Source organism: Plasticicumulans acidivorans, from assembly GCF_003182095.1.
GTDB lineage: Bacteria > Pseudomonadota > Gammaproteobacteria > Competibacterales > Competibacteraceae > Plasticicumulans > Plasticicumulans acidivorans.
In genome coordinates this window covers 478,347-501,987 of sequence record NZ_QGTJ01000003.1, presented here as the reverse complement: position 1 = coordinate 501,987, position 23,641 = coordinate 478,347, and the positions used below count along the sequence as shown (strand labels likewise).

General features: G+C 66.0%; 21 protein-coding genes. 19 read left to right on the top strand and 2 right to left on the bottom strand.

Annotated features, from left to right (window positions below; translation table 11 throughout):
- The first annotated feature begins 46 nt into the window (after positions 1–46).
- From pyrH to gpt, 15 genes are all read left to right on the top strand, one after another.
- Positions 47–772 carry a UMP kinase gene (gene pyrH, locus C7443_RS07725; RefSeq protein ID WP_110017996.1) on the top strand — a complete coding sequence of 242 codons (726 nt, stop codon included), beginning with the start codon at positions 47–49 and terminating at the stop codon, positions 770–772.
- Positions 773–778: 6 nt separating this feature from the next.
- Positions 779–1,336, top strand: a complete 558-nt coding sequence (frr, locus tag C7443_RS07720; RefSeq protein ID WP_110017995.1) for a ribosome recycling factor — start codon at positions 779–781, stop codon at positions 1,334–1,336.
- Positions 1,337–1,382: 46 nt separating this feature from the next.
- Positions 1,383–2,141 carry a polyprenyl diphosphate synthase gene (gene uppS / locus C7443_RS07715; RefSeq protein WP_281279388.1) on the top strand — a complete coding sequence of 253 codons (759 nt, stop codon included), beginning with the start codon at positions 1,383–1,385 and terminating at the stop codon, positions 2,139–2,141.
- Positions 2,134–2,946: a phosphatidate cytidylyltransferase gene (locus C7443_RS07710; RefSeq protein WP_110017993.1), complete on the top strand. Its 813-nt coding sequence runs from the start codon at positions 2,134–2,136 to the stop codon at positions 2,944–2,946. The genes uppS and C7443_RS07710 overlap by 8 nt, the downstream gene beginning before the upstream one ends.
- A 3-nt stretch (positions 2,947–2,949) precedes the next feature.
- Positions 2,950–4,164, top strand: a complete 1,215-nt coding sequence (gene ispC, locus C7443_RS07705) for a 1-deoxy-D-xylulose-5-phosphate reductoisomerase (protein WP_110017992.1) — start codon at positions 2,950–2,952, stop codon at positions 4,162–4,164.
- Positions 4,165–4,166: 2 nt separating this feature from the next.
- Entirely contained in the window at positions 4,167–5,525 is a 1,359-nt protein-coding gene (gene rseP, locus C7443_RS07700; RefSeq protein ID WP_110017991.1) for an RIP metalloprotease RseP, read from the top strand.
- 37 nt (positions 5,526–5,562) lie between these two features.
- On the top strand, positions 5,563–7,842 hold the full coding sequence (gene bamA / locus C7443_RS07695) for an outer membrane protein assembly factor BamA (protein ID WP_110017990.1): 2,280 nt from the start codon (positions 5,563–5,565) through the stop codon (positions 7,840–7,842).
- 33 nt (positions 7,843–7,875) lie between these two features.
- A complete protein-coding gene (locus C7443_RS07690; protein WP_110017989.1) occupies positions 7,876–8,394 on the top strand; it encodes an OmpH/Skp family outer membrane protein in 519 nt (172 codons plus the stop codon).
- Positions 8,395–8,409: 15 nt separating this feature from the next.
- A complete protein-coding gene (lpxD, locus tag C7443_RS07685) occupies positions 8,410–9,441 on the top strand; it encodes a UDP-3-O-(3-hydroxymyristoyl)glucosamine N-acyltransferase (RefSeq protein WP_110017988.1) in 1,032 nt (343 codons plus the stop codon).
- A 22-nt stretch (positions 9,442–9,463) separates the two neighbouring features.
- A complete protein-coding gene (fabZ, locus tag C7443_RS07680) occupies positions 9,464–9,904 on the top strand; it encodes a 3-hydroxyacyl-ACP dehydratase FabZ (protein WP_110017987.1) in 441 nt (146 codons plus the stop codon).
- The gene (gene lpxA / locus C7443_RS07675; RefSeq protein WP_110017986.1) at positions 9,901–10,671 is read left to right on the top strand and encodes an acyl-ACP--UDP-N-acetylglucosamine O-acyltransferase; all 771 of its coding nucleotides are present in this window, start codon (positions 9,901–9,903) and stop codon (positions 10,669–10,671) included. The genes fabZ and lpxA overlap by 4 nt, the downstream gene beginning before the upstream one ends.
- Positions 10,671–11,804: a lipid-A-disaccharide synthase gene (gene lpxB / locus C7443_RS07670; protein WP_110017985.1), complete on the top strand. Its 1,134-nt coding sequence runs from the start codon at positions 10,671–10,673 to the stop codon at positions 11,802–11,804. Before lpxA ends, lpxB begins: the two co-directional genes overlap by 1 nt.
- Positions 11,805–11,828: 24 nt before the next feature.
- Complete coding sequence (rnhB, locus tag C7443_RS07665; protein WP_110017984.1) at positions 11,829–12,440, top strand: ribonuclease HII; 612 nt, start codon at positions 11,829–11,831, stop codon at positions 12,438–12,440.
- 145 nt (positions 12,441–12,585) lie between these two features.
- On the top strand, positions 12,586–16,095 hold the full coding sequence (gene dnaE, locus C7443_RS07660; protein WP_110017983.1) for a DNA polymerase III subunit alpha: 3,510 nt from the start codon (positions 12,586–12,588) through the stop codon (positions 16,093–16,095).
- 60 nt (positions 16,096–16,155) lie between these two features.
- Positions 16,156–16,644, top strand: coding sequence for a xanthine phosphoribosyltransferase (gpt, locus tag C7443_RS07655; RefSeq protein ID WP_110017982.1), 489 nt, complete (start codon positions 16,156–16,158; stop codon positions 16,642–16,644).
- Between the two features lie 3 nt (positions 16,645–16,647).
- Here the strand turns inward: gpt and C7443_RS07650 are convergent, their stop codons facing one another.
- Both C7443_RS07650 and C7443_RS07645 read right to left on the bottom strand, forming a co-directional pair.
- The gene (locus C7443_RS07650; RefSeq protein WP_110017981.1) at positions 16,648–18,009 is read right to left on the bottom strand and encodes a sensor histidine kinase; all 1,362 of its coding nucleotides are present in this window, start codon (positions 18,007–18,009) and stop codon (positions 16,648–16,650) included.
- A gap of 6 nt (positions 18,010–18,015) precedes the next feature.
- Positions 18,016–18,714 carry a response regulator transcription factor gene (locus tag C7443_RS07645; RefSeq protein ID WP_110017980.1) on the bottom strand — a complete coding sequence of 233 codons (699 nt, stop codon included), beginning with the start codon at positions 18,712–18,714 and terminating at the stop codon, positions 18,016–18,018.
- Positions 18,715–18,883: 169 nt separating this feature from the next.
- Here C7443_RS07645 and C7443_RS07640 point away from each other — a divergent pair, with 169 nt between their 5' ends.
- Genes C7443_RS07640 through C7443_RS07625 form a run of 4 tightly spaced genes read left to right on the top strand, consistent with a single transcriptional unit; the run spans position 18,884 to position 23,566 of the window.
- A complete protein-coding gene (locus C7443_RS07640; RefSeq protein WP_110017979.1) occupies positions 18,884–20,347 on the top strand; it encodes an efflux transporter outer membrane subunit in 1,464 nt (487 codons plus the stop codon).
- Positions 20,344–21,618 (top strand): efflux RND transporter periplasmic adaptor subunit, encoded by a 1,275-nt coding sequence (locus tag C7443_RS07635; protein ID WP_110017978.1) that lies wholly within the window; start codon positions 20,344–20,346, stop codon positions 21,616–21,618. The genes C7443_RS07640 and C7443_RS07635 overlap by 4 nt, the downstream gene beginning before the upstream one ends.
- Positions 21,615–22,346, top strand: a complete 732-nt coding sequence (locus C7443_RS07630) for an ABC transporter ATP-binding protein (protein WP_110017977.1) — start codon at positions 21,615–21,617, stop codon at positions 22,344–22,346. Before C7443_RS07635 ends, C7443_RS07630 begins: the two co-directional genes overlap by 4 nt.
- Positions 22,346–23,566 carry an ABC transporter permease gene (locus C7443_RS07625; RefSeq protein WP_211346171.1) on the top strand — a complete coding sequence of 407 codons (1,221 nt, stop codon included), beginning with the start codon at positions 22,346–22,348 and terminating at the stop codon, positions 23,564–23,566. Before C7443_RS07630 ends, C7443_RS07625 begins: the two co-directional genes overlap by 1 nt.
- The last annotated feature ends 75 nt before the right edge of the window (positions 23,567–23,641 follow it).

Genomic DNA, 23,641 nt, shown 5'->3' with positions numbered 1-23,641 from the left:
TTTCTGTAAACTTGCCCGATTGCCGACTGACAGGACCCATGAGGCCATGCCGGACACTAGACCCGTCTACAAGCGAATCCTCCTTAAGCTCAGCGGTGAAGCCCTGATGGGCGATGGCGACTTCGGTATTGATCCGGCCGTCATCCAGAGGGTCGCCGCCGAGGTAGCTCAACTCAACCGGCTCGGCGTAGAGATCGGCATGGTGATCGGTGGCGGCAACCTGTTCCGCGGCGCTGGTCTGGCCGAGGGCGGTATGGATCGTGTCACCGGCGATCACATGGGCATGCTCGCGACCGTGATGAACTCCCTGGCCATGCAGGATTCGCTTGAGCGGATCGGTGTCTTCGCGCGGGTCATGTCGGCCGTGCGTATCAATCAGGTTTGCGAGGATTACATCCGGCGCCGCGCTATCCGCCATCTGGAAAAGGGCCGAGTGGTGATTTTTGCTGCGGGGACCGGTAACCCGTTTTTTACGACCGATTCCGCTGCCAGCCTGCGCGCCATTGAAATCAACGCGGACGTCATGCTGAAGGCCACGAAGGTCGACGGCATCTATTCCGCTGATCCGATGAAGGACCCGACGGCTGTTCGTTACGACACGATCACCTACGATGATGCTATCGCCCGCAAATTGCAGGTGATGGATACGACAGCGCTGGTGATGTGCCGTGAGCATGCAATGCCGCTCAAGGTGTTCAATCTCAATACGCACGGCGAAATCGTCCGCATCGTGACAGGACAAGGTGTCTGCACCACCGTCGTTCGAGGCTAGTTTTCGATGATCAACGAGATCAAGAAAGACGCCGGTTCCCGCATGGAAAAAAGCATTGATTCCCTGCGGCATGAATTGGCGAAACTGCGTACAGGGCGCGCCCACGTCAGCCTGCTCGATCATGTTCACGTCGAGTTTTATGGCAACGAGGTGCCGCTTTCGCAGGCGGCGTCCATCACTGTCGGTGATCCGCGCACACTGGTCGTACAGCCTTGGGACAAGACCATGGTTGGGCCGATCGAGAAGGCTATCATGTCCTCCGATCTCGGCCTGAATCCGGCAACCGCCGGTACCGTCATCCGCGTGCCGTTACCGCCGTTGACCGAGCAGCGCCGTCGTGAGATGGGCAAGGTCGTGCGCCATGAAGGCGAGAGCGCAAAGGTGGCGGTGCGCAATATTCGCCGCGATGCGCTTGCAGATCTCAAAATGCTGCAGAAGGAAAAGGAAATCAGCGAGGACGAAGAGCGTCGCGCCGCCGACGACGTCCAGAAGCTGACCGACCGCTTCGTCGATGAAATCGATAAGCTGGTCGAGGCGAAGGAAGCCGAGTTACTGGAAATCTGAAACCGATTTTGTTGCGCCAGCCGCGGTCACGAAAAGGAATCGACCTTTGACGAGTGCCGATACGCAGGAGACGGGGCAGGGGTTGCCGCGTCATGTCGCCATCATCATGGACGGCAATGGTCGCTGGGCGAAGCAGCGGCGTTTGCCGCGGCCATTGGGTCACCGCGAAGGGGTGAAGTCGCTGCGTCGCGTCGTGCAGCACGGTATCGATCGTGGTCTCGAAGCGATGACGCTGTTTGCGTTCAGCAGCGAAAACTGGCGGCGGCCGGCGCTGGAAGTCAAATTGCTGATGGAGCTGTTCAGTGTCGTGCTGCGCTCCGAAATCAAGCGCCTGATGGACAACAACGCACGTTTGCGTTTCATCGGTGACCGCTCCGCGTTTTCTTCCCGACTGTGTGAGTCGATGCGGCTGGCGGAGGAAACTACTGGGCGCAATACCGGCATGACGCTGGTGATCGCCGCCAACTATGGCGGACGTTGGGATATCGCTCAGGCAGCACGTCGAGCAGCGCTTGATGTCGTTGCGGGCCGGCTTGCGGCCGAAGATATTACGGCCGAAACCCTGAGCCCTTACATGAGTCTTGCCGATCTGCCGGAGCCGGATCTGTTCATTCGCACTGGCGGAGAAGAGCGCATCAGTAATTTTTTACTGTGGCAAATGGCTTACACGGAATTTTATTTCACCGAATGCCTGTGGCCGGACTTCGATGAGGCAGCACTGGACACGGCCATGCTTTCGTTTGCAGGGCGGCAGCGGCGTTTTGGTCGTACCGGCGATCAGGTCGAGCAGCGCGGCGGTGCTTAAGCAGCGCGTGCTTACAGCGCTCGCGCTGGCCGCGGTCGTCATCTACGGCGTGCTGGCGTTGCCGAGCAACTGGTTTGGCGTGTTCTGCGGTGTCGCGGTGTTCATCGGAGGCATGGAGTGGACGCGTCTGCTGCGGCTTGATGCCGCAGACCGCATGCTCTGGTGCACGACTTTCGCGGTGCTGCTTTGCTCCGCTGTGTTCGGTTCTGGGCGGTTTATCGCTTTGCTTGTAGCTGGGGCAGCTGTTTTCTGGCTGCTCTGCGCGCCGGTCTGGTTGGTGCGCTTTGCTGCTCAGCCGCAGCGTCGTGACAGCCAGCACTGCTGGGCATGGATAGGACTGCTGGTTCTGGTGGGGCCGCTGGCTGCAGTGACGCAGCTGCACCGGGCTGATGGCTGGGGGCCAGCTTATGTGCTGCTGCTGATCGCACTGGTAGCGGCCGCCGACATCGGCGCTTTTTTTGTCGGCCGGCGTTTCGGTCGGGTCAAGCTGGCACCGACGCTCAGTCCCGGCAAAACCCGCGAAGGAGCCTGGGGCGCACTGGCTGCAGCTGTGCTGACAGCGGTCGTCGGTGCCCTGTGGATCGGCTTGCCGCTGGTGCGTTGGCCACTCTTTCTGATCGTCTGCCTGGTCACCGTGGTGGTATCCATCGCCGGTGATTTGTTTGAGTCGATGCTCAAGCGCCAGCACGGAGCCAAGGACAGTGGTCAGTTGCTGCCTGGTCATGGTGGCATTCTCGATCGTCTGGACAGCCTGGCTGCTGCGGCGCCGGTCTTCGTCATGGGGCTGTGGCTGACGGGATGCTGAAGCATGCACAGTGAGTCGAACGCAGGGCTGTATCCTCAGGGTGTCACCGTGCTCGGCGCGACCGGTTCGATCGGGCTCAGCACACTTGATGTGCTGGCTCGTCATCCGGATCGCTATCGGGTTTTTGCCCTGACGGCTCACCGCAGCATCGAGCTCCTGGCCGAGCTGTGCCAGCGGCATAGCCCGCGTTATGCCGTGCTGGCTGATGTGCAGGGTGTCGGTGAGCTGCGTACCCGCCTGGCGGCGCTGGGCTGCTCGACCCAGGTGCTGGGTGGCGCGCAGGCCATGATCGATGTTGCCGCCGCTGCCGAGGCTCCCGTGGTCATGGCGGCGGTGGTCGGCGCGGCGGGGCTGTTGCCTGCGCTGGCAGCGGTGCGGGCCGGCAAGCGCGTTCTGCTCGCCAACAAAGAAGCGCTGGTGATGTCCGGGCGTCTGTTCATGGATGCGGTGCGCAGTCATGGCGCGACCCTGCTGCCGATCGACAGCGAACATAACGCCATCTTTCAGTGCCTGCCGCCGGCGATGCAGGCTGGCAGCGGTGTGGATCGCGGCATCACACGTATTCTGCTGACCGCATCCGGCGGACCATTTCGGGATGCGCCGCTCGACACTCTGGCCAATGTCACCCCGGATCAGGCCTGCGCGCATCCGAACTGGTCGATGGGGCGCAAGATCTCCGTCGATTCGGCGACGATGATGAATAAAGGTCTTGAGCTGATCGAAGCGCACTGGCTGTTCGGTCTGGCGCCGGCTCATATCGATGTGGTGATTCATCCGCAGAGCGTGATTCACTCGATGGTCGAGTACGTCGATGGCTCGGTGCTGGCACAGCTCGGCAACCCTGACATGCGTACGCCGATCGCCCATGCTCTGGGCTGGCCGCAGCGTATCGTTTCGGGCGTTAGTCCACTGGAGCTGTGCAAGATCGGCCGGCTGGATTTCAGCGCGCCGGACTTCACGCGTTTTCCATGTCTGCGGCTTGCCTATGCCGCGCTCGAAGCGGGCGGTACGGCCCCGGCTGTGCTCAACGCGGCCAATGAAGTCGCCGTGGAAGCCTTCCTGCAGGGGCGTATCCGTTTTACTGACATTGCCAGTCTCAACGAGTACGTGCTCACGCATGTGAACTCGCAGGCGGCAAGCGATCTCGAAATCGTGCTGGCTGCCGATGTGCGGGCCAGGGACGAGGCGAAAGCCCGTTTGCACACGCTGGAGAGATAAAGATGGGCCAACCGCTGCTGTCGTTTCTGGCGCTGATCGTTACCCTCGGGGTCCTGATCACCGTTCATGAGTTCGGCCATTTCTGGGTAGCGCGCCGGTGCGGCGTGCGGGTACTGCGCTTTTCCGTCGGTTTCGGGCGCCCGCTGTGGCGGAGGCTGGGGCGTGACGGTGTCGAGTACGTCATCGGTGCCATTCCGCTCGGTGGCTATGTGCGCATGCTCGATGGGCGCGAAGGTGAGGTGCCGGCGGGCAGTGAGGCGCAGGCTTTCGATCGTCAGCCGGTTGCGCGCCGTTTCGCCATTGTCGCTGCGGGGCCGCTGTTCAACTTCATATTTGCAATTCTTGCTTACTGTGTTTTGTTCAGCTCGGGGGTGCCGCAGGTACGTCCGGTGCTGTCGGCACCACCAGCGGGCACGGCTGCTGCCGTTGCGGGCTTTCAGGAAGGCGATGAAGTTGTCTCCATCGACGGTGAGGGAGCAGGCAGTCTTGATCTGGTGCTGATGCGCCTTGCCGAGTTGGCCAAGCCCGGCGGCACACTTGAAATCCGTGTGCGCGATCAGTATGGCCAGCCGGCGAATCGCTCGCTGGCGTTGCCGGAGGATTTCGCTGCCAACGGCGACATGTTGAGCACGCTCGGCTTGTTGCCCTACCGTCCGCGTCTGCCGGCCGTCATCGGTGGTTTGATAGCCGAGGGTGCCGGAGCCGCTGCGGGGCTGCAGGTCGGTGACCGCGTCGTCTCGGTTGACGGTGAGCGCATCGGTGACTGGGAGCAGTGGGCGGCGCGGGTGCGCGCGCATCCCGGTCAGGCGATGCAGGTGACGGTCGAGCATGATGATGTCGCGAGAACGCTGACGCTGATACCCGCGGTGCGCGATACGCCGCGTGGTAAGGAAGGCTTGGCAGGTGTTCATGCTGCAGTGCCGCAAGATCTCGCCGATTCATTACGCGTCGTGGTACGTTATGGGCCGTTCGAGGCTGCTGCGGCTGCAGTGACCAAGACGTGGGAAATGTCCGCATTCACGCTGCGCATGCTGGGGAGAATGCTCGTCGGCGAGGCCTCGCTGGATAACCTCAGCGGGCCTTTGACGATTGCGCAGATGGCAGGGCAGTCGGCGGCAGTGGGCTGGTCGGCGTTTCTCTCGTTCCTGGCGCTGGTCAGCATCAGTCTCGGCGTGCTGAATCTGCTACCCGTGCCCGTTCTGGATGGCGGCCATCTCGCGTGGTACTGCGTCGAGATGGTCAAGGGCAGTCCGGTGTCCGAGGCGGTGCAGGGTGTGGGGCAGCGCATCGGCCTCGCACTGCTGCTCGCGCTGATGGGACTGGCTTTCTACAACGATCTGGCCCGTCTGCTTGGTCCCTGAACCGGGCCCGCACGGCGAGCCCCTGTTCGCGTAAACCATGAACCGACTCCAAAGTAGCCTTCTGCTGACCGCATGCCTCGTTGCCCCGCTGGCGCATGCTGCTGAATTTGTTGTCAAGGACATTCGCGTCGACGGATTGCAGCGTATTTCTGCGGGCACGGTGTTCAACTATCTGCCGGTTCATGCCGGGCAGAAGGTTCGTCAGGAAGATTTTCCGGAGTTGATCAGAGCGCTGTTCCGTACCGGCTTTTTCACGGATGTGTCGCTGGAGCGGGATGGCGACGTGCTGGTCGTCAATGTTGTCGAGCGTCCGTCGATCGCCGAAGTGAAGATAAGCGGCAACAAGGACATCGGCACCGAAGATCTGCAGAAGTCGCTGAAGACGGTCGGGCTCGCCGAGGGACGTGTGTTTGACCGCGCTCTGCTCGACAAGGTCGAACAGGAGCTCAACCGGCAGTACTACGCCCGCGGCAAGTACGCGGTGAGGATCGATACGCAGGTGCGCAATCTCGAGCGCAATCGTGTGGCGATCAACATCGATATTTCCGAGGGTATCGCTGCACGTATCAAGCAGATCAACATCGTCGGTGCCAAGTCCTTCAAAGAAGGCGAGCTGCTCGATCTGATGCAGAGCTCGACCGGAGGCTGGTTCTCGCTGCTGACCAAGGACGATCAGTATTCGAAGCAGAAGCTTGCCGGTGACCTGGAGGCGCTGCGCTCGTTCTACATGGATGCCGGCTACCTGCGCTTCAATGTCGATTCGACGCAGGTCAGCATCACGCCGGACAAAAAAGACATTTACATCACGATCAATATCAACGAGGGCGAGCGCTATACGGTGCGTGACGTGCAGCTGTCCGGGCAGACCCTCGTGCCGATGGATCAGCTCAAGGCACTGCTCAAGCTCAAGGCCGGGGATACCTTCTCGCGCAGCGCCCTCAATGAGAGCACCAAGGCGATTACCGACCGTTTGGGTGACGATGGCTTCGCGTTTGCCAACGTCAATGCGGTGCCGGAAATCGACGATGTCAAACACACGGTAGCGATCAATCTGGTGGTCGACCCGGGACGCCGTGTCTACGTGCGGCGCATCAACTTCAAGGGCAACGTCAAGACGCAGGATGACGTCCTGCGCCGTGAGATGCGCCAGGCCGAAGGCAGCTGGTTCTCGACGCGTGATGTCAACCGTTCCAAGGAGCGCCTGGAGCGCCTGACCTTTGTTCAGGATGCAACCATTGAAACGCCTGCCGTAGCGGGTACCACCGACCAGGTGGACATCAATTATTCGATTACCGAACGGCCGGCGGGCAGCCTCTCGCTCGGTGTCGGTTACGGTCAGGACGCCGGCGTACTGCTGAATGCCAGCGTGTCGCAGCAGAACTTCATGGGTACCGGCAACCAGCTGGCGTTCCAGTTCAATAACAGCCAAGTCAACACGATCTACAGCCTGTCGTTCACCAATCCCTATTTCACGCCGGATGGCGTCAGCGCCGGCTTCCGCGGCAACTACACCGAAACCGATGCAACCGAGGCCAACCTCGCCAACTACCTGACCAACGAGTTCTCGTTGATGGCGACCTTTGGCTTCCCGCTCAACGAGACCGATACGATCAACGTCGGCGCCGGTGTCTCCGGCGTCAAGATCAAGACCAACGGTTCGGAGACGCCGCAGGAGATCTACGACTACATCGATCAGTACGGCGACAAGCATGTCGGACCGAAGCTGGAGCTGAGCTGGGCGCGTGATACGCGCAATCGTGCGATTTTTGCCGACTCCGGTTCCTACAACCGCGTCTCGTTCGATCTGATGGCCGGCAGTGACGACAGCTGGTACAAGCTTGGTTACCGCCACAGCACCTACCTGCCACTGACCAAGTCGCTGACGCTGCTGGAGCATTTCGAATTCGGCTACGGTGATGGCTTCGGTAATACCGACACCTTGCCGTTCTACGAGAATTTCTATGCCGGCGGTCTGCGCACCGTGCGTGGCTACAAGACCAATACGCTGGGTCCGGAGTGGTCGAACGGCGATCCGAAGGGTGGTGCGTTGAAGACGGCTGGCGGCGTCGAGATCCTGTTCCCGGCGCCGTTCGTCAAGGACGCCAAGAGTGTGCGTTTGTCGACATTCTTCGACATCGGTCAGGTCTACTCTGATGTCAATGACTTCGATGCCAGCGAACTGCGCTACTCGGCGGGTTTGTCGATGCAGTGGCTGACGCCGCTGGGACCGCTGGTGCTCTCGGTTGCACAGCCGATCAACAAGAAATCGGGCGACAAGTCCGAGCCGTTCCAGTTCACTTTTGGCGTACCGTTCTGATCGCGGACGTCGCTTTGATTCAGGAGAGCTTCCTTGAAGTGCTTGCGTGTCCTGCTCATTAGCCTGCTGGGGCTGGGGACCGTCTTGGCCGGAGCGGTGGATGCCGCCGAACTGAAGATCGGCTTCGTCAATGCGGCCAAAGTGTTGAAGAATGCACCGCAGGCAGCGGCTGCACTCAACCGCCTGGAGAAGGAATTCTCGCCACGCGACAAGGAACTGGTCGAGTCGCAGAAAGCCCTGCGCAAGCTTGAAGATCGCATGTCGCGTGATGGCGCGACGATGGGTGAGAACGATCGTCGCGATCTTGAGCGCGACATCGTTGCTCAGCGTCGCGAGCTCAAGCGGGCGCAGGACGAGTTCCGCGAAGACTTCAACATCCGCCGCAACGAAGAAATGTCGAAGCTGCAGCGCCTGATTCAGGATGCAATCACGGTGCTCTCGCAGGAGGAGAACTACGACCTCGTCATCAACGACGGGGCGGTGATCTATGCGAGTCCGGCCGTCGACATCACCGACAAGGTGCTCAAGCGCCTGTCCGCCGCGCAGAACTGAGCGGAGGCGGCGATCATGAGTTTCACGCTCGCGGAACTGGCGCAGGCGACCGGCGCACAGCTGCATGGTGATCCCGGGCTGGTGCTCGACGGCGTTGGCACGTTGAGCGGTGCCGGCCCGCAGCAGATCAGCTTTCTGAGCAATTCGCACTATCGGCATCAGCTTGGTGAAACCCGGGCCGGCGCCGTGATCCTGAGTGCGGATGACGTTGCCGCCTGTCCGGTAGCCTGCCTGATCGCGCGCAATCCGCATCTGGCCTATGCCAAGGTCGCAGCGCTGTACGAGCCGCGTCCGGCACGGCGGCAGGGCGTGCATCCGCGGGCCTGCGTCGATCCGGCGGCCGAGGTGCATGCCTCGGCCTGGATCGGGCCGCTGGCGGTGATCGAGGCCGGTGCGCAGATCGGCGCCGGTGCCGATATCGGTCCCGGCTGTGTCGTTGGCGAGCGCAGCAGCATCGGCGAAGATACGCGGCTGGTCGCCAATGTGACGGTGATGCACGACTGCGTGATCGGTCGACGGGTGCTGGTACAGCCAGGGGCCGTGATCGGTGCCGATGGCTTCGGTTTCGCCAACGATGCCGGGGCCTGGGTGAAGATCGCCCAGCTCGGTCGTGTCGTGATCGGCGATGATGTCGAGATCGGCGCGAATACCGCGGTCGATCGCGGCGCTCTTGAGGACACGGTGATCGAGGATGGCGTCAAGCTCGACAACCTGATCCAGATCGCCCACAACGTACATATCGGGGCGCATTCGGCGATGGCGGGCTGCGTCGGCATTGCCGGCAGCTCGACAGTCGGACGCTATTGCACGCTAGGGGGCGGCGTCGGCTTGGCCGGCCATCTCAGCCTGGGTGACAACGTTCACGTGACCGGCATGTCGCTGGTGACCAAGTCCTTACCTGAACCGGGCGTTTATTCGTCCGGCCTTGCCGTCGAGCCGAGCCGCATCTGGAACCGCATCTCGGCACGCCTGCGTCGGCTCGACGAACTGTTCCGTCGGCTTTCGGCCCTCGAAAAGCGCCTCGGCGCGGCCCCGGACAAGACCTAGAGGACCTCGCATCTTGGAATCCATGGGAATCATGCAGGTGTTGCGCTACCTGCCGCACCGCTATCCGTTCCTGCTCGTCGACCGCGTGCTTGAGCTCGAACCCGGCGTATCCCTGCGCGGCTTGAAGAACGTCTCCTTCAACGAACCCTTTTTCCTCGGCCATTTTCCGCAGCAGCCGGTGATGCCGGGTGTGTTGATCCTTGAGGCGCTGGCGCAGGCGACCGGCATCCTCGCCTTCAAGACCTCCGGGGAAATGCCTGAGGACAGCTCGACTTATTACTTCGTCGGCATCGACAACGCGCGCTTCAAGCAGCCGGTGGTGCCGGGCGATCAGCTGATTCTCGATGTGCGTCTGCTGAAGACCAAGCGCGGCATCTGGGTGTTCAGCGGTGAAGCCACGGTCGATGGCAAAGTTGTCTGCTCGGCTGAACTGATGTCGACGAAACGGGAGCACGGCCAGTGATCGACGCCCGCGCTGTCATCGATCCTTCAGCCCGACTGGCGGCGGATGTCAGCGTCGGGCCGTTCAGCATCATCGGGCCGGATGTCGAGATCGGTGCGGGCACCGAGATCGGACCGCATGTGGTCATCAAGGGGCCGACCACGATCGGCCGCGACAACCGTATTTTCCAGTTCGCTTCGATCGGTGACGAGCCGCAGGATAAGAAGTACGCCGGCGAACCGACGCGGCTGGAGATCGGTGATCGCAACACCATCCGTGAATACGTGACGATCAACCGCGGCACTGTGCAGGACGTTGGCGTGACCCGGCTCGGCAGCGACAACTGGATCATGGCCTACGTGCACATCGCCCATGACTGCCAGGTCGGTGACAATACCATCTTCGCCAATAATGCCTCGCTCGCCGGTCACGTCCATGTCGGTGACTGGGCGATCCTCGGTGGCTACACGCTGGTGCATCAGTTCTGCCGTATCGGCGCGCACAGTTTCTGCGGCTTCGCCACCGGCGTGCAGCGCGACGTGCCGCCGTATTTCACCGTTGCCGGCTACCGTGCCGAGCCGCACGGCATCAACAGTGAAGGCCTCAAGCGCCGCGGTTATCCGGCGGAGGAGATCGCTGCGATCAAGCGGGCCTACAAGCTGGTGTACATGTCCGAGCTGAAACTGGCGGAGGCCATCGAGAGCATCCGCGAGATGGAGCGCGACTGGCCGAGGCTCGCCTTGCTGGCGGACTTCCTCGCAGCGTCGGATCGCGGCGTCGTGCGCTGATGCGTATCGCCATCGTCGCCGGCGAGCTGTCCGGCGATGTGCTCGGCGGTGGCCTGATCGAGGCGCTGCGCCGACGTTATCCGCAGGCCACCTTCGAGGGCATCGGCGGGCCACGCATGATCGGCGCCGGCCTCAAGAGCCTGTATCCGCTCGACGCCCTGTCGGTGATGGGGCTGGTCGAAGTGCTGCGCCATCTGCCGCGCTTGCTCGGCATTCGCGGTGATTTGCTGCGGCGCTGGCGGGCGAAGCCACCGGATCTGTTCGTCGGCATCGATGCTCCAGACTTCAATTTGCCACTGGCGCGGCGCCTGCGCGCGGCCGGCATCCGCACGGCCCATTACGTCAGCCCCTCGGTCTGGGCCTGGCGTCAGGGTCGGGTGAAAGGCATCAGCAAGAGCATCGACCTGATGCTGACGCTGTTTCCCTTCGAGGCGGCGTTCTACCAGCAGCATCGGGTGCCGGTGGCCTGCGTCGGTCATCCGCTGGCCGATGAGATTCCCGCGGGCATCGATATGCTGGCGGCGCGTGAGGCCATCGGCCTGGCCGACGACATCCGCTGGCTGGCGCTGCTGCCCGGCAGCCGGGCCGGCGAGGTGGCGCGTCACGTCGACGTCTTCCTCGAAGCCTTCCGCCTGTTCCACGCGCAGCAGCCTGATTTCTGTGCCGTGATTCCCTGTGCGACACCGAAGCTGCACGAGCAGATCGAGTCCCGCGTCGCCGCGGCCGGCCTGTGCGATTACGTCCTGCTGCTCGACGGCCGCGCCCGCGATGCGCTGGCGGCCAGCGAGCTGGCGCTGGTGGCGTCGGGCACGGCGACGCTGGAGGCGATGCTGGTTGGGCGGCCGCTGGTGATGGCCTACATCGTGGCGCCGCTGACGTATCGCATCGCCAAGCGGCTGATGCGCATCGATCGCTTCTCGCTGCCGAATCTGCTCGCCGGCCGCGATTTGATCCCGGAATTCATCCAGCAGGCAGCGACCCCCGCCGCGCTGGCCACTGCGCTTGAAGACTGGCTGGCGCAGCCGCAGCGCATGACCGAAGTCTGCAGCGAGTTCGCGCGCCTGCATGCCGAGCTGCGCCGCAACGCCAGTGAAGCAGCGGCGCAGGCGCTCGGCACCCTGCTGGCGGACTGAGCTCACCCGCAACGGAGTCTGCCGATGTTCACCCCGGATTTGTTCGACACCGCCGAACCGACGCTGGAACTGATCGCCGGCTGTGATGAAGTCGGCCGTGGACCGCTCGCCGGCGCCGTCGTCGCCGCGGCGGTGATCCTCGACCCGGCCCGGCCGATCGTCGGGCTCGCCGACTCCAAGGCACTGAGCGCCAAGCGCCGGGCGGCACTGGCCGAGGAAATCCGCGACAAGGCGCTGGCCTGGGCGCTCGGCCGTGCCGAGGCCGAGGAGATCGACCGCATCAACATTCTCTGGGCTTCGATGCGGGCGATGGAGCGCGCGGTCGCCGCGCTCGGCGTGCAGCCGACGCGGGTGCAGGTCGACGGCAACCGCTGCCCGCCGGGCCTGACGCAGCCCTGCGAGGCGATCGTCAAAGGGGACGCCACGGTCGCGGCGATCAGCGCCGCCTCGATCCTGGCCAAGACCGTGCGCGATGCCGAACTCGAAGCACTCGATCGTGCGTATCCGCAGTACGGTTTTGCTCGGCACAAGGGCTATCCGACCGCCGAGCATCTGGCGGCACTGGCCGAGCACGGTCCCTGTCCGCAGCACCGGCGTTCCTTCGGCCCGGTGAAGAAAATCCTCGAACGCAGCTGATCGCGGTGGCCGTCCTGTCCGCTGCACGGGCCGTCGGCGGCTGGCAGCGCCCGAGGACAGGCGTGTGGCGGGGGCGGGGGCGTTCTATCGTGGCCTCGGCCGATTGCGCTAACCTGCTCCCCCGCATCATTGTCGTGATCCCCGCATGAATCCGAGTTTCGTCCATCTGCACCTGCACACGGAGTTCTCGCTGCAGGACTCGCTGATTCGCATCAAAGAGCTGATCAAGCGCGCCGCGGCGAGCGAGCAGGTGGCGCTGGCGATCACCGATCTCAGCAATCAGTTCGGTCTGATCAAGTTCTACAAGGCGGCCGTCGCGGCTGGCATCAAGCCGCTGCTCGGCGCCGAGATCCGCGTGCAGCGGGCGCAGGAGGCGCCGGCGCGGCTGGTGCTGCTGTGCATGGACCAGGCCGGCTACCGCAACATCAAGCTGCTGCTCAGCCGCGGCTACGTCGAAGGCCAGCACAAGGGCGTGCCGATCGTGCAGTGGGAGTGGCTGCGCGAGTGCCACGAGGGCCTGATTGCGTTGTCGGCGGCGCGTGACGGCGAGATCGGCCGCGCCCTCGCGAACGGCAATCAGGCCGCCGCGCGCAGCCTGCTGGCCGACTACCAGGCCCTGTATCCGCAGCGTTTCTACCTGGAACTGCAGCGCACGCAGCGCCCCGGCGAGACCGAATACGTGCGCCAGGCCGTTGAGCTGGCGCAGGCAACCGGCACGCCGGTGGTGGCGACCAACGACGTGCGTTTCCTCGATCGCGATGATTTCGAGGCCCACGAGGCGCGGGTGTGCATCGCCCAGGGCTGGACGCTCGGCGACCCGAAGCGCCCGCGTGACTACAGCGCCGAGCAGTACCTGAAGACGCCGCAGCAGATGGCGCAGCTGTTCGCCGATCTGCCCGAGGCGCTGATCAACTCGGTGGAGATCGCCAAGCGCTGCTCGGTGATGCTCGATCTGGGCAAGCCGCGGCTGCCGAACTTCCCGGTGCCGGAGGGCATGAGCGTCGACGACTACTTCGCCGAGGCCTCGCGTACCGGCCTGCGCGAGCGCCTGCCGAAGCTGCTCGATACCAGCGCTGCGGATTACGAAGAACGCGCCAAGGTCTACTGGGCGCGCCTGGAAACCGAGATCGGCGTCATCGTGCAGATGGGCTTCCCGGGGTACTTCCTGATCGTCGCCGACTTCATCCAGTGGGCGAAGAATCAGCACATCCCGGTTGGTCCGGGCCGCGGCTCGGGTGCCGGTTCGCTGGTCGCCTACGCGCTGAAGATCACCGACCTCGACCCGCTGCCTTACGACCTGCTGTTCGAGCGCTTCCTTAATCCCGAGCGCGTGTCGATGCCGGACTTCGACGTCGACTTCTGCATGGAAGGGCGCGACCGCGTCATCGACTACGTCGCCCGCAAGTACGGCCGCAAGAGCGTCTCGCAGATCGCCACCCACGGCACGATGGCGGCCAAGGCGGTGATCCGCGACGTCGGCCGCGTGCTCGGCCATCCGTACGGCTTCGTCGACAAGGTCGCCAAGCTGGTGCCGCTGGAGCTCGGCATCACCCTCGATGACGCGCTGGAGAAAGACGAGGATTTCCGCAAGGCCTACGACGGTGACGAGGAAATCCGCGCGCTGGTCGACCTCGGCCGCCAGCTCGAAGGACTGTCGCGCTCGGTCGGCAAGCACGCCGGCGGCGTGGTGATCTCGCCGACGGTGCTGACCGACTTCTCGGCGCTGTACTGTGAAGAAGGCAGCCAGCAGCTGGTCACGCAGTTCGACAAGGACGACGTCGAGGCTGCCGGCCTGGTCAAGTTCGACTTCCTCGGCCTGCGCACGCTGACGATCATCGACTGGGCGCTGGAGACCATCAACCGCCAGCGTGGCGCCCGCGGCGAGCCGCCGCTCGATGTCATGGCGCTGCCGCTCGACGATCACGCCAGCTACACGCTGCTCAAGGCCTGCGAAACTACCGCGGTGTTCCAGCTCGAATCGCGCGGCATGAAGGATCTGATCCGCCGCCTGCAGCCGGACTGCTTCGAAGACATCGTCGCGCTGGTGGCGCTGTTCCGGCCGGGGCCGCTGGAATCGGGCATGGTCGATGACTTCATCAACCGCAAGCACGGCCGCGCCAAGGTCGAGTACCCGTTCCCGCAACTCGAATCAGTCCTCAAGCCCACCTACGGCGTCATCGTCTACCAGGAACAGGTGATGCAGATCCCGCAGGTGCTGGCCGGCTATACGCTCGGCGGCGCTGATCTGCTGCGCCGGGCGATGGGCAAGAAAAAGCCCGAGGAGATGGCCAAGCAGCGCGACATCTTCGTCAGCGGCGCGGTGGCCAACGGCCACGATCGCGACCGCGCCGGCGCGCTGTTCGACCTGATGGAGAAGTTCGCCGGCTACGGCTTCAACAAGTCGCACTCGGCCGCCTACGCGCTGGTCAGCTACCACACCGCCTATCTCAAGGCGCATTACCCGGCGGCGTTCATGGCCGCGGTGCTGTCCTCGGACATGGACAAGACCGACAAGGTCGTCGTCTTCATCGAGGAATGCCGGCGCATGCGTCTGGCGGTGGTGCCGCCGTCGGTCAACACTTCGGCGTTCAAGTTCACCGTTGATGCGCAGGGGGCGGTGGTCTACGGCCTCGGCGCGGTCAAAGGCGTCGGCGAGAACGCCATCGAGGCGATCATCTCCGAGCGCACGGCCGGCGGCGATTTCAAGGACCTGTTCGACTTCTGCCGCCGGGTCGATCTGCACAAGCTCAATCGCCGCGTGCTCGAAGCGCTGATCCGCGCCGGCGCCTTCGACTGCTTCGGCGAGACGCGGGCGACGCTGATGGCCTGCCTGCCGGAGGCGCTGCGCCTGGCCGAGCAGCATGCGCACAATGACGCCGTCGGCCAGTCCGATCTGTTCGGCCTGATGGAAGACGCCAGCGCGCCGAGCGCCGCGGCGATCGAGATCACCCGGCTGGCCGAATGGGACGCCGATGAAAAGCTCGCCGGCGAGAAGGAAACCCTCGGCCTGTACCTGACCGGCCATCCGATCGACCGCTACCTCGACGAGCTGCGCCAGTTCACCAGCGGCCGCCTGCACGACGTCATGGAGGACGCCGCCAGCGCCTTCTGTGCCCCCGGCGCCCGCCGCTACGGCCGCGAGGCCGAACGCCCGGTGACCGTCGCCGGCCTGGTCGTCGACATCCGCGTCAAGCAGGGCGCGCGCGGGCGCATGGCCTTCGTCACCCTCGACGATCGCGGCGGGCGGCTGGAGCTGCGGGTGTTCGGCGACACCTACGAGAGCTATCGCCATCTGCTCGCGGTCGATCGCGTGCTGGTGATCGAGGCGGCGCTGGCCTGGGACGATTACTCCGACGGCGTGCGCGCGACCGCGCGCGAGATCTACGACATCGATGCCGCCCGCGACAAATACGCGCGCCGCGTGCGCCTGCGCCTCGACGGCCAGCGCGCCGATGCCGCCTTTGCCGCGCGGCTGGCGCAGGTGCTCGGCGATTTCCGCGACGGCAGCTGCCGGCTGGTGATGGAGCTCGATCTGGCGCAGGCGCACGGTGAACTGGTCTGCGGCGACGCCTGGAAGCTGCGCCCGGCCGGCGAGCTGATCCGTCGCCTGGAGCAGCTCGCCGGCGAGGGTGCCGCGGTGCTCGAATACCGTTGAGTTCGCTTTTCGCGGCGGCCACTGCTTGCGGCCGTCGCTTTTTCAGCAGGAGTTCCCCCGATGGCCGAACCGCGCAAGATGATTTTCCCCGTGTCCTGGGAAGAGCTGCACCGCAATGCCAAGCAGCTGGCCTGGCGCCTGCTGGACAAGCGGCCGTTTGCCGGCATCGTCGCCATCACCCGCGGCGGCCTGATCCCGGCCGGCATCATCGCCCGCGAGCTCGACATCCGCCTGATCGAAACCTTCTGCGTGTCGAGCTACAGCCACGCCCAGGCCGACGCCACGCAGGGGGCGCTGCAGGTACTCAAGGACTTCAGCACCGACAACGGCCGCGGCTGGCTGGTCATCGATGAGCTGGTCGATTCGGGCCGCACGATGGCACTGCTGCGTCAGCGTGCCCCCGAGGCTTACTTCGCCACCGTCTACGCCAAGCCGCTGGGCAAGCGGGTGGTCGACACCTTTATCACCGAAGTCACGCAGGACACCTGGATTCAGTTCCCGTGGGACACCGAGGCGCAGTACGCCAAGCCGCTGGTCGAGCGCGGCTGAGTCTCAGTCGGCTGCCGCGAGCGGCAGCTCGATGCACACGCACAGACCGCCGCCGGGGCGGTTGCTGGCGCTGATGCGGCCGCCGTGGCTGCCGACGGCGCAGCGGGCGATGGTCAGGCCCAGCCCGTAACCGCTGTAGCCGCCGCCGGTGACGCGGAAGAACGGCTCGAACAGCTGCGGCAGATCGGCAGCCTCGACGCCGGGGCCGTCATCGCAGACGCGCAGCTGACAGTGCGCTGCGCCGGGCGCCGTGCTCAGCTCGATGTCGACGGTGTGCCGGGCGTACTTCAGGGCGTTGCGGATGACGTTGTCGACGGCGCGGTGCAGCTGCTCGGCGTGGCCGGCGAGCATCAGCGTCGCCGGCGCCCGGCAGTGCACCTCGCGGCCGAGCGCCGTGGCCTCGAAGCGGGCGTCGCTGGCGATCTCATCGAGCAGCGCGGCGAAATCCAGCGGCTCGCGCTGACCTTCCTCGACGCCGGCTTCCAGGCGCGACAGCGTCAGCAGCTCGCCGACCAGCGTGTTGAGGCGTTCGCCCTCGCGCTCGATGCGTTCGAGGCTGTCGCGGTTGCGCTCGGGCTGCTGGCGGGCGAGGCCGACCGCGGCCTGCAGGCGCGCCAGCGGCGAGCGCAGCTCGTGGGAGACATCGTGCAGCAGCCGGCGCTGCGCGCCGAGCAGCGCCTGCAGACGGGTGGCCATGCGGTCGAAGTCGCGGCCGAGCTCGTGCAGCTCGTCACGCCCGCGGCCCAGGCTGGTGCCGATGCGCACATCCATGTCGCCGCTGGCGAGCCGCGAAAACGCCCGCCGCAGCACGCGCACGCGGCGCATCAGGTACCAGACCAGCAGGGCGCTGAAGGCTAGGCCGGCGAGCGAGCCGATGATGATTGCCAGTGTCGGCGGTGGCAGGCGGCGCAGCAGCGGCGGAATCGAGCGATGCTCGGGGTTCGTCAGCCCGCCGCCCTCGTCCGGCACGAACAGCAGGTATTCGCTGCCGTCCGCGGTCTGCACCAGCCGCGGCGCGTCGCGCGGGCGGTTGGGGCGCTGGCTCAGTTCGCGTGCCTCGGCGAGCGCCGTCGCCGGCACCGGCCGCGCGAACAGGTCGCGGCCGCTGCGGTCGGTCACGCGCAGGTCTTCGCGCTCGCGCGGCGGCCAGTCGGCGATCTGCTTTCGCACCGCCTCGGTGCCGCCGTGGCTGAGAGCGGCGGCGGCGGCGGCGAGCATGAACTCCACGCGCGGCCCGAAGGCCAGGTCGCCGTTACTGCCGAGCGTGGCCCGCGTGTACAGCGACACCAGCGAGCCGACAGCGAGCGCGACCAGCAGCAGCGACAGCCAGAAGCCGGCGAGCACCTTCCAGAACAGGCGGCCCATCGCGTATCAGTTGTCGACGACGTAGAGGTAGCCGACGCCGCGCACGGTCTGGATCGGCGAGCGGCCGTCGGCGAGTGCGCCGAGCTTCTGACGCAGATTGCTGATGTGCACGTCGATGCTGCGGTCGTAGCGTTCGAGCGAGCGGCCGAGCGCGCGCTCGCACAGCTCGTGCTTGTCGACGACGCGGCCGCACTGGCGCAGCAGCACTTCGAGCAGATTGAACTCGGTGCTGGTCAGCGTCAGCGGTGTGCCGTTCCAGGTGGCGATGCGTTTTTCCGCCTGCAGCTCGACGGCGCCGCTGCGCAGCGGCTCGCTCTGGCTGCGGGCGTTGTCGGGGGCGACGCGGCGCAGGATCGCGCGCAGCCGGGCCACCAGCTCGCGCGGCGTGCAGGGCTTGGGCACGTAGTCGTCAGCGCCGAGCTCAAGACCGACGATGCGGTCGATATCGTCACCACGCGCGGTCAGCATGATCACCGGCACCTGGCTGTCGCGGCGCAGCTCGCGCAGCACGTCGAGGCCGTTGAGGCGCGGCATCATCACGTCGAGCACGACGATGTCCGGCGACTGTTCCCGCAGCGCGGCGAGCCCGCTGGCGCCGTCGTGGACGGTATGCACGGCAAAACCTTCGCCGGTCAGGTAGGCGGCGAGCAGCTCGCAAAGCTCGGTATCGTCATCGATCAGCAGGACGCGGGTGGTGGCTGGCATGGTCTCGGGCAAGGCAGCTGCGGGTGGGACGTGTCTCATGATAAGTGTCGCGACCGCCTGCGGCGGCCGATTTACCGAGCTTTACCGAACCGTGACCGCGTCGCCGCGGTCGGCGCAGGACAATGCGCGGCATCCGCTCCACGGGGTGCCGGAATCTTCCGGAGTGTCCATGTCCGTTTCATCTAGCAGATCCCGCCCCGCGGGCCGCCTTGCACCGCGTGCACTGACGGTCGCGCTGGCGCTGGCGCTCGCCGCCTGCGCCGCGGTCGGACCCGACTACCAGACGCCGCCGACGTCGCTGCCCGCCGACTGGCATCAGGCCGCGGCCGCCGGCGTCGGTGTCGATCACGATCCGCAGAGTCTGCGTGCCTGGTGGCGGCAGTTCGGCGACCCGCAGCTCGATGCGCTGCAGCAGCAGGCGCTGGTCGCTGCGCCCGATCTGCGCACGGCGCAGGCCAAGCTGCGCGAGGTGCGCGCCCAGCGCGGCATCGCCGAGGCCGGCTTTGCACCGACGCTGAGTGCTTCCGCCGCCCACGATCGCAGCCGCAGCAGTGCGCAGAGCAGTCTCGCCGGCGGCCGCAGCAGCAGTTACTACTCGACCGGCTTCGATGCCAGCTGGGAGCTCGATCTGTTCGGCGGCACGCGGCGCAGCGTCGAGGCGGCCAGCGCCGACGAGCAGGCGAGCGCGGCGAATCTCGAAGACGTGCGGGTGACGCTGCTCGCCGAGGTGGCGCGCAATTACGTCGAGCTGCGCTCGGCGCAGCAGCAGTGGCGCATCGCCGCCGACAACCTGGCGGCGCAGGAAGAAACCCTGGCGCTGACGCGCTGGCGCCAGCAGGCGGGGCTGGCGACCGAGGTCGACGTCGAGCAGGCGCGTTCGAGCGCCGAGCAGACGCGGGCGGCGATGCCGCCGCTGCAGACCTCGGCGCTGGCCGCCGAGCACCGCATCGAAGTTCTGCTCGGCGAGGCGCCGGGCAGCCGCCAGGCGAGCCTCGGCCAGCCGGGGTCGATTCCGCTGCCGCCGGCGCGGGTGGCGATCGGCATTCCCGCCACGCTGCTGGCGGCGCGCCCCGACATCCGCGTCGCCGAACGCCAGCTCGCGGCGCAGACCGCTCGCGTCGGCGTCGCCGAAGCGGCGCGTTACCCGGGCTTCAGTCTGGGGGCGACGCTCGGCTGGGGGGCGACGGAGTTCAGTGCGCTGAGCGGTGGCCAGGCGCTAACGCGCTCGCTGTCGCAGGCGCTGGTGGTGACGGTGTTCGACGGTGGCCGGCTGCGTCAGCAGGTGGTGGTGCAGGACGCCTTGCAGGAACAAGCGCTGGTCAATTACGAGACCACGGTGCTCGGCGCGCTGGAGGACGTCGAGAACGCGCTGGTCAACTTCGGCAATGCCGAACGCCGCTACCGGGCGCTGACCGATGCCACCGACGCGGCCCGCCGCGCCGCGCAGCTGGCGCGCCAGCGCTACCGGGCCGGCCTCATCGACTTCCAGACCGTGCTCGATACGCAGCGCAGTCAGCTGGTGCTGGAGGAGAGCCTGGCCGGTGCCGCCGCCGACCGGGCGACGGCCGTGATTCAGCTTTACAAGGCCTGCGGCGGTGGCGCCCGGGCGAGTGCGGAAGGTGATTCCCGATGACATCCCGTCCTGAAGAGGCCGCTGCGGACCTCGCGGCACTGCTGGGCAGCGAGGCGGCGGTGCACACGTCGATCTGGCGCCGCTGGTGGTGGTGGCTGCTGTTGCTGGCGCTGGCCGCGCTGCTGTTTCTGTGGCTTGGCGGCGGCGGGCCGGCACACGCCGTGCAGTACCGCACCGAGGCGCTCGGCCGCGGCGATCTGCGGGTGGCGGTGACCGCCACCGGCACGCTGCAGCCGACCAACGAAGTGACCATCGGTGTCGAGCTGTCGGGCACGATGGCGACGGTGCTCGTCGACTACAACGATCCGGTCAAGGAAGGACAGATCCTCGCTCAGCTCGACACCACCAAGCTCAAGGCGCAGATGCTGAGCTCGCGGGCGACGCTGGAAGCCAACAAGGCCAAGGTGCTGCAGACGCAGGCCACGGTGAAGGAAGCCACGGCCGAGCTGGCGCGGCTGCGCGAGGTGGCCAGGCTCAGCGGCGGCAAGGTGCCGTCGCGGACTGAGCTCGACAGCGCCGAGGCGACGCTGGCGCGTGCGCGTGCCGATCAGTCCAGCGCCGAGGCGGCCGTCAAGCAGGCGGCGGCGCAGCTCGAAGTCGACGACACCAATCTGAACAAGGCGGTGATCCGCTCGCCGATCAACGGTGTGGTGCTCGAACGTGACGTCGATCCCGGACAGACCGTGGCCGCCTCACTGCAGGCGCCGACCCTGTTCACGCTGGCCGAGGACCTGCGACGCATGGAGCTGCACGTCGACGTCGCCGAGGCCGATGTCGGCCAGGTCACCGCCGGCCAGCAGGCGACGTTCACCGTCGACGCCTGGCCGGAGATGAACTTCCCGGCGCAGATTACCCAGGTGCGCTACGGCTCGAAGACCGTCGACAACGTCGTCAGCTACGAGACGGTGCTCAGCGTCGCCAACGACGATCTGCGCCTGCGCCCGGGCATGACCGCCACCGCCGAGATCACCGTCGCCGAGCGCAAGAGCGTGCTGCGCGTGTCCAATGCCGCGCTGCGCTTCTCGCCACCGCTGCAGAACGCGGCGCCCAAGCGCAGCCTGGTCGCCAGCCTGCTGCCGCATCCGCCGGCACCGCCGGCGCGGCCGAAGGCGCAGAGCGGCGACAAGCACATCTGGCTGCTGCGCGACGGTCAGCCGGTCGCGGTCGCGGTCAGTGTCGGCGCCAGTGACGGCCGCTACACCGAGGTCAGCGGTGACGGCCTCGCCGAGGGCGCGGCGGTCATCGTCGACAGCGTGAGCGTCAGTCAATGAGCACCCGGCAGGCCAGCGTCGTACCTCCGCTGATCGAATGTCAGGCGCTGCGCAAGGTCTACGGCAGCGGTGCCACCGCGTTCGAGGCGCTGCACGGCGTCAATCTGAGCATCGACGCCGGCGAGTTCGTGGCGGTGATGGGGCCGAGCGGCTCCGGCAAGTCGACGATCATGAACATCCTCGGCTGCCTCGACGTGCCGAGCGGCGGTTCGTACCGCTTTCGCGGCGTGCCGGTCGAGCGCCTCAACCGCGACCAGCGTGCGCAGCTGCGCCGGCACTTCCTCGGTTTCGTGTTTCAGGGCTTCAACCTGCTGGCGCGCACCTCGGCACGCGAGAACGTCGAGCTGCCGTTGCTCTACCGCGGCCTGCCGACGGTCGAGCGCCACGCCCGCGCCAGCGCCGCGCTGGCCGCGGTCGGTCTGGCCGGCTGGGAACACCACACGCCGGCGGAACTGTCCGGCGGACAGCAGCAGCGTGTGGCCATCGCCCGTGCCGTCGTCACCGAGCCGCTGCTGCTGCTCGCCGACGAGCCGACCGGCAACCTCGATACCGCGCGCAGCCGCGAGATCATGGAGCTGCTGACGCGGCTCAACCGTGAGCAGGGCATCACCGTGCTGATGGTCACGCACGAGCCGGACATGGCTGCCTGGGCCGGACGCGTCGTGCATTTCGTCGACGGCCACATCGAATCCGACCAGCGCCAGCCGGGCGGGGGAGGAATGCACTGATGTTGTGGAATGCCCTGCTGCTGTCGGTGCGCGAGATCCGCCGCAATCTGCTGCGCTCCTTCCTCACCATTCTCGGCATCGTCATCGGCGTTGCGGCGGTGATCACCATGGTCACGCTCGGCAACGGCGCGACCGCGCAGATCTCGCAGCAGATCGCCAGCCTCGGCAGCAATCTGCTGATCGTGCTGCCCGGTCAGCGTCTCGGTCCGGGCCGTGATTCGAGCGGCGCACCGCGGTTTCGCCTGAGCGACGTGGCGGCGGTGCGCGAGCAGGTCGCCGATGTCGTCGCGGTCTCGGCGCAGAGCTCGACCAGCATCACCGCGGTGGTCGGCAACAAGAACTGGTCGTCGATGGTGACCGGTACCGACAATGCGTGGTTCACCACCGGCAACTGGGTGATGGCTTCGGGGCGCGAATTCAACGAAGCCGAGCTGCGCGGCGGCCGGCCGGTGTGCGTGATCGGTGAGACGGTGCGCCGCGAGCTGTTCGGTGCCGCCGCCGATCCGCTCGGTGCCAGTGTGCGGCTGAAGTCACTGAGCTGCATGGTGATCGGCCTGCTGGCGAGCAAGGGCCAGTCGATGATGGGCAGCGATCAGGACGATCTCATCGTCATGCCGTTCGCCACCTTCCAGCGCCGCATTTCCGGGCGCCAGGGCAATCAGGACGTCGGTTCGATGCGCGTGTCGTTCCGTGACGGTGCCGATGCCAGCAAGCTGCAGGCCGAGATCCGCCGCCTGCTGCGCGAGCGGCGCCATCTCGCCACCAGCGAGGATGACAACTTCAGCGTGCTCGACACCCGCCAGATCGCCGACACGCTGACCGGCACCACCAAGGTGCTGACGGCGCTGCTCGGCGCGGTGGCGGCGGTCAGCCTGCTGGTCGGCGGCATCGGCATCATGAACATCATGCTGGTGTCGGTGACCGAGCGCACCCGCGAGATCGGTATCCGCCTGGCGATCGGGGCGCTGGAGCGCGAGGTGCTGCTGCAGTTCCTCGTCGAGGCGGTGGCGCTGTCGGCCTTCGGCGGGCTGCTCGGCATTACGCTGGCGGCGCTGGCGAGCTTCGGTCTGGCCAGCCTGATGGGCCTGCCGTTCGCCTTCGATGTCGGCATCAACCTGACGGCGTTTCTGTTCTCGGCTGCCGTCGGCGTGCTGTTCGGCTACGTGCCGGCGCGCCGCGCCGCGCGCCTCGATCCGATCGAGGCCCTGCGTCATGAGTGAGCAGAGCTCCCGCCCGCGGCGCTCGCCGCCGCTTGCTGCACTGCCAAAGCCCGGTAAACTAGCCGGCTTCCCTGC

Coding starts and splice junctions, on each gene's coding strand:
- pyrH (WP_110017996.1), top strand. CDS start 47: ATGCCGGACACTAGACCCGTCTACAAGCGAATCCTCCTTAAGCTCAGC.
- frr (WP_110017995.1), top strand. CDS start 779: ATGATCAACGAGATCAAGAAAGACGCCGGTTCCCGCATGGAAAAAAGC.
- ispC (WP_110017992.1), top strand. CDS start 2,950: ATGCACAGTGAGTCGAACGCAGGGCTGTATCCTCAGGGTGTCACCGTG.
- rseP (WP_110017991.1), top strand. CDS start 4,167: ATGGGCCAACCGCTGCTGTCGTTTCTGGCGCTGATCGTTACCCTCGGG.
- bamA (WP_110017990.1), top strand. CDS start 5,563: ATGAACCGACTCCAAAGTAGCCTTCTGCTGACCGCATGCCTCGTTGCC.
- lpxD (WP_110017988.1), top strand. CDS start 8,410: ATGAGTTTCACGCTCGCGGAACTGGCGCAGGCGACCGGCGCACAGCTG.
- fabZ (WP_110017987.1), top strand. CDS start 9,464: ATGGGAATCATGCAGGTGTTGCGCTACCTGCCGCACCGCTATCCGTTC.
- lpxB (WP_110017985.1), top strand. CDS start 10,671: ATGCGTATCGCCATCGTCGCCGGCGAGCTGTCCGGCGATGTGCTCGGC.
- rnhB (WP_110017984.1), top strand. CDS start 11,829: ATGTTCACCCCGGATTTGTTCGACACCGCCGAACCGACGCTGGAACTG.
- dnaE (WP_110017983.1), top strand. CDS start 12,586: ATGAATCCGAGTTTCGTCCATCTGCACCTGCACACGGAGTTCTCGCTG.
- gpt (WP_110017982.1), top strand. CDS start 16,156: ATGGCCGAACCGCGCAAGATGATTTTCCCCGTGTCCTGGGAAGAGCTG.
- C7443_RS07650 (WP_110017981.1), bottom strand. CDS start 18,009: ATGGGCCGCCTGTTCTGGAAGGTGCTCGCCGGCTTCTGGCTGTCGCTG.
- C7443_RS07645 (WP_110017980.1), bottom strand. CDS start 18,714: ATGCCAGCCACCACCCGCGTCCTGCTGATCGATGACGATACCGAGCTT.
- C7443_RS07640 (WP_110017979.1), top strand. CDS start 18,884: ATGTCCGTTTCATCTAGCAGATCCCGCCCCGCGGGCCGCCTTGCACCG.
- C7443_RS07635 (WP_110017978.1), top strand. CDS start 20,344: ATGACATCCCGTCCTGAAGAGGCCGCTGCGGACCTCGCGGCACTGCTG.
- C7443_RS07630 (WP_110017977.1), top strand. CDS start 21,615: ATGAGCACCCGGCAGGCCAGCGTCGTACCTCCGCTGATCGAATGTCAG.
- C7443_RS07625 (WP_211346171.1), top strand. CDS start 22,346: ATGTTGTGGAATGCCCTGCTGCTGTCGGTGCGCGAGATCCGCCGCAAT.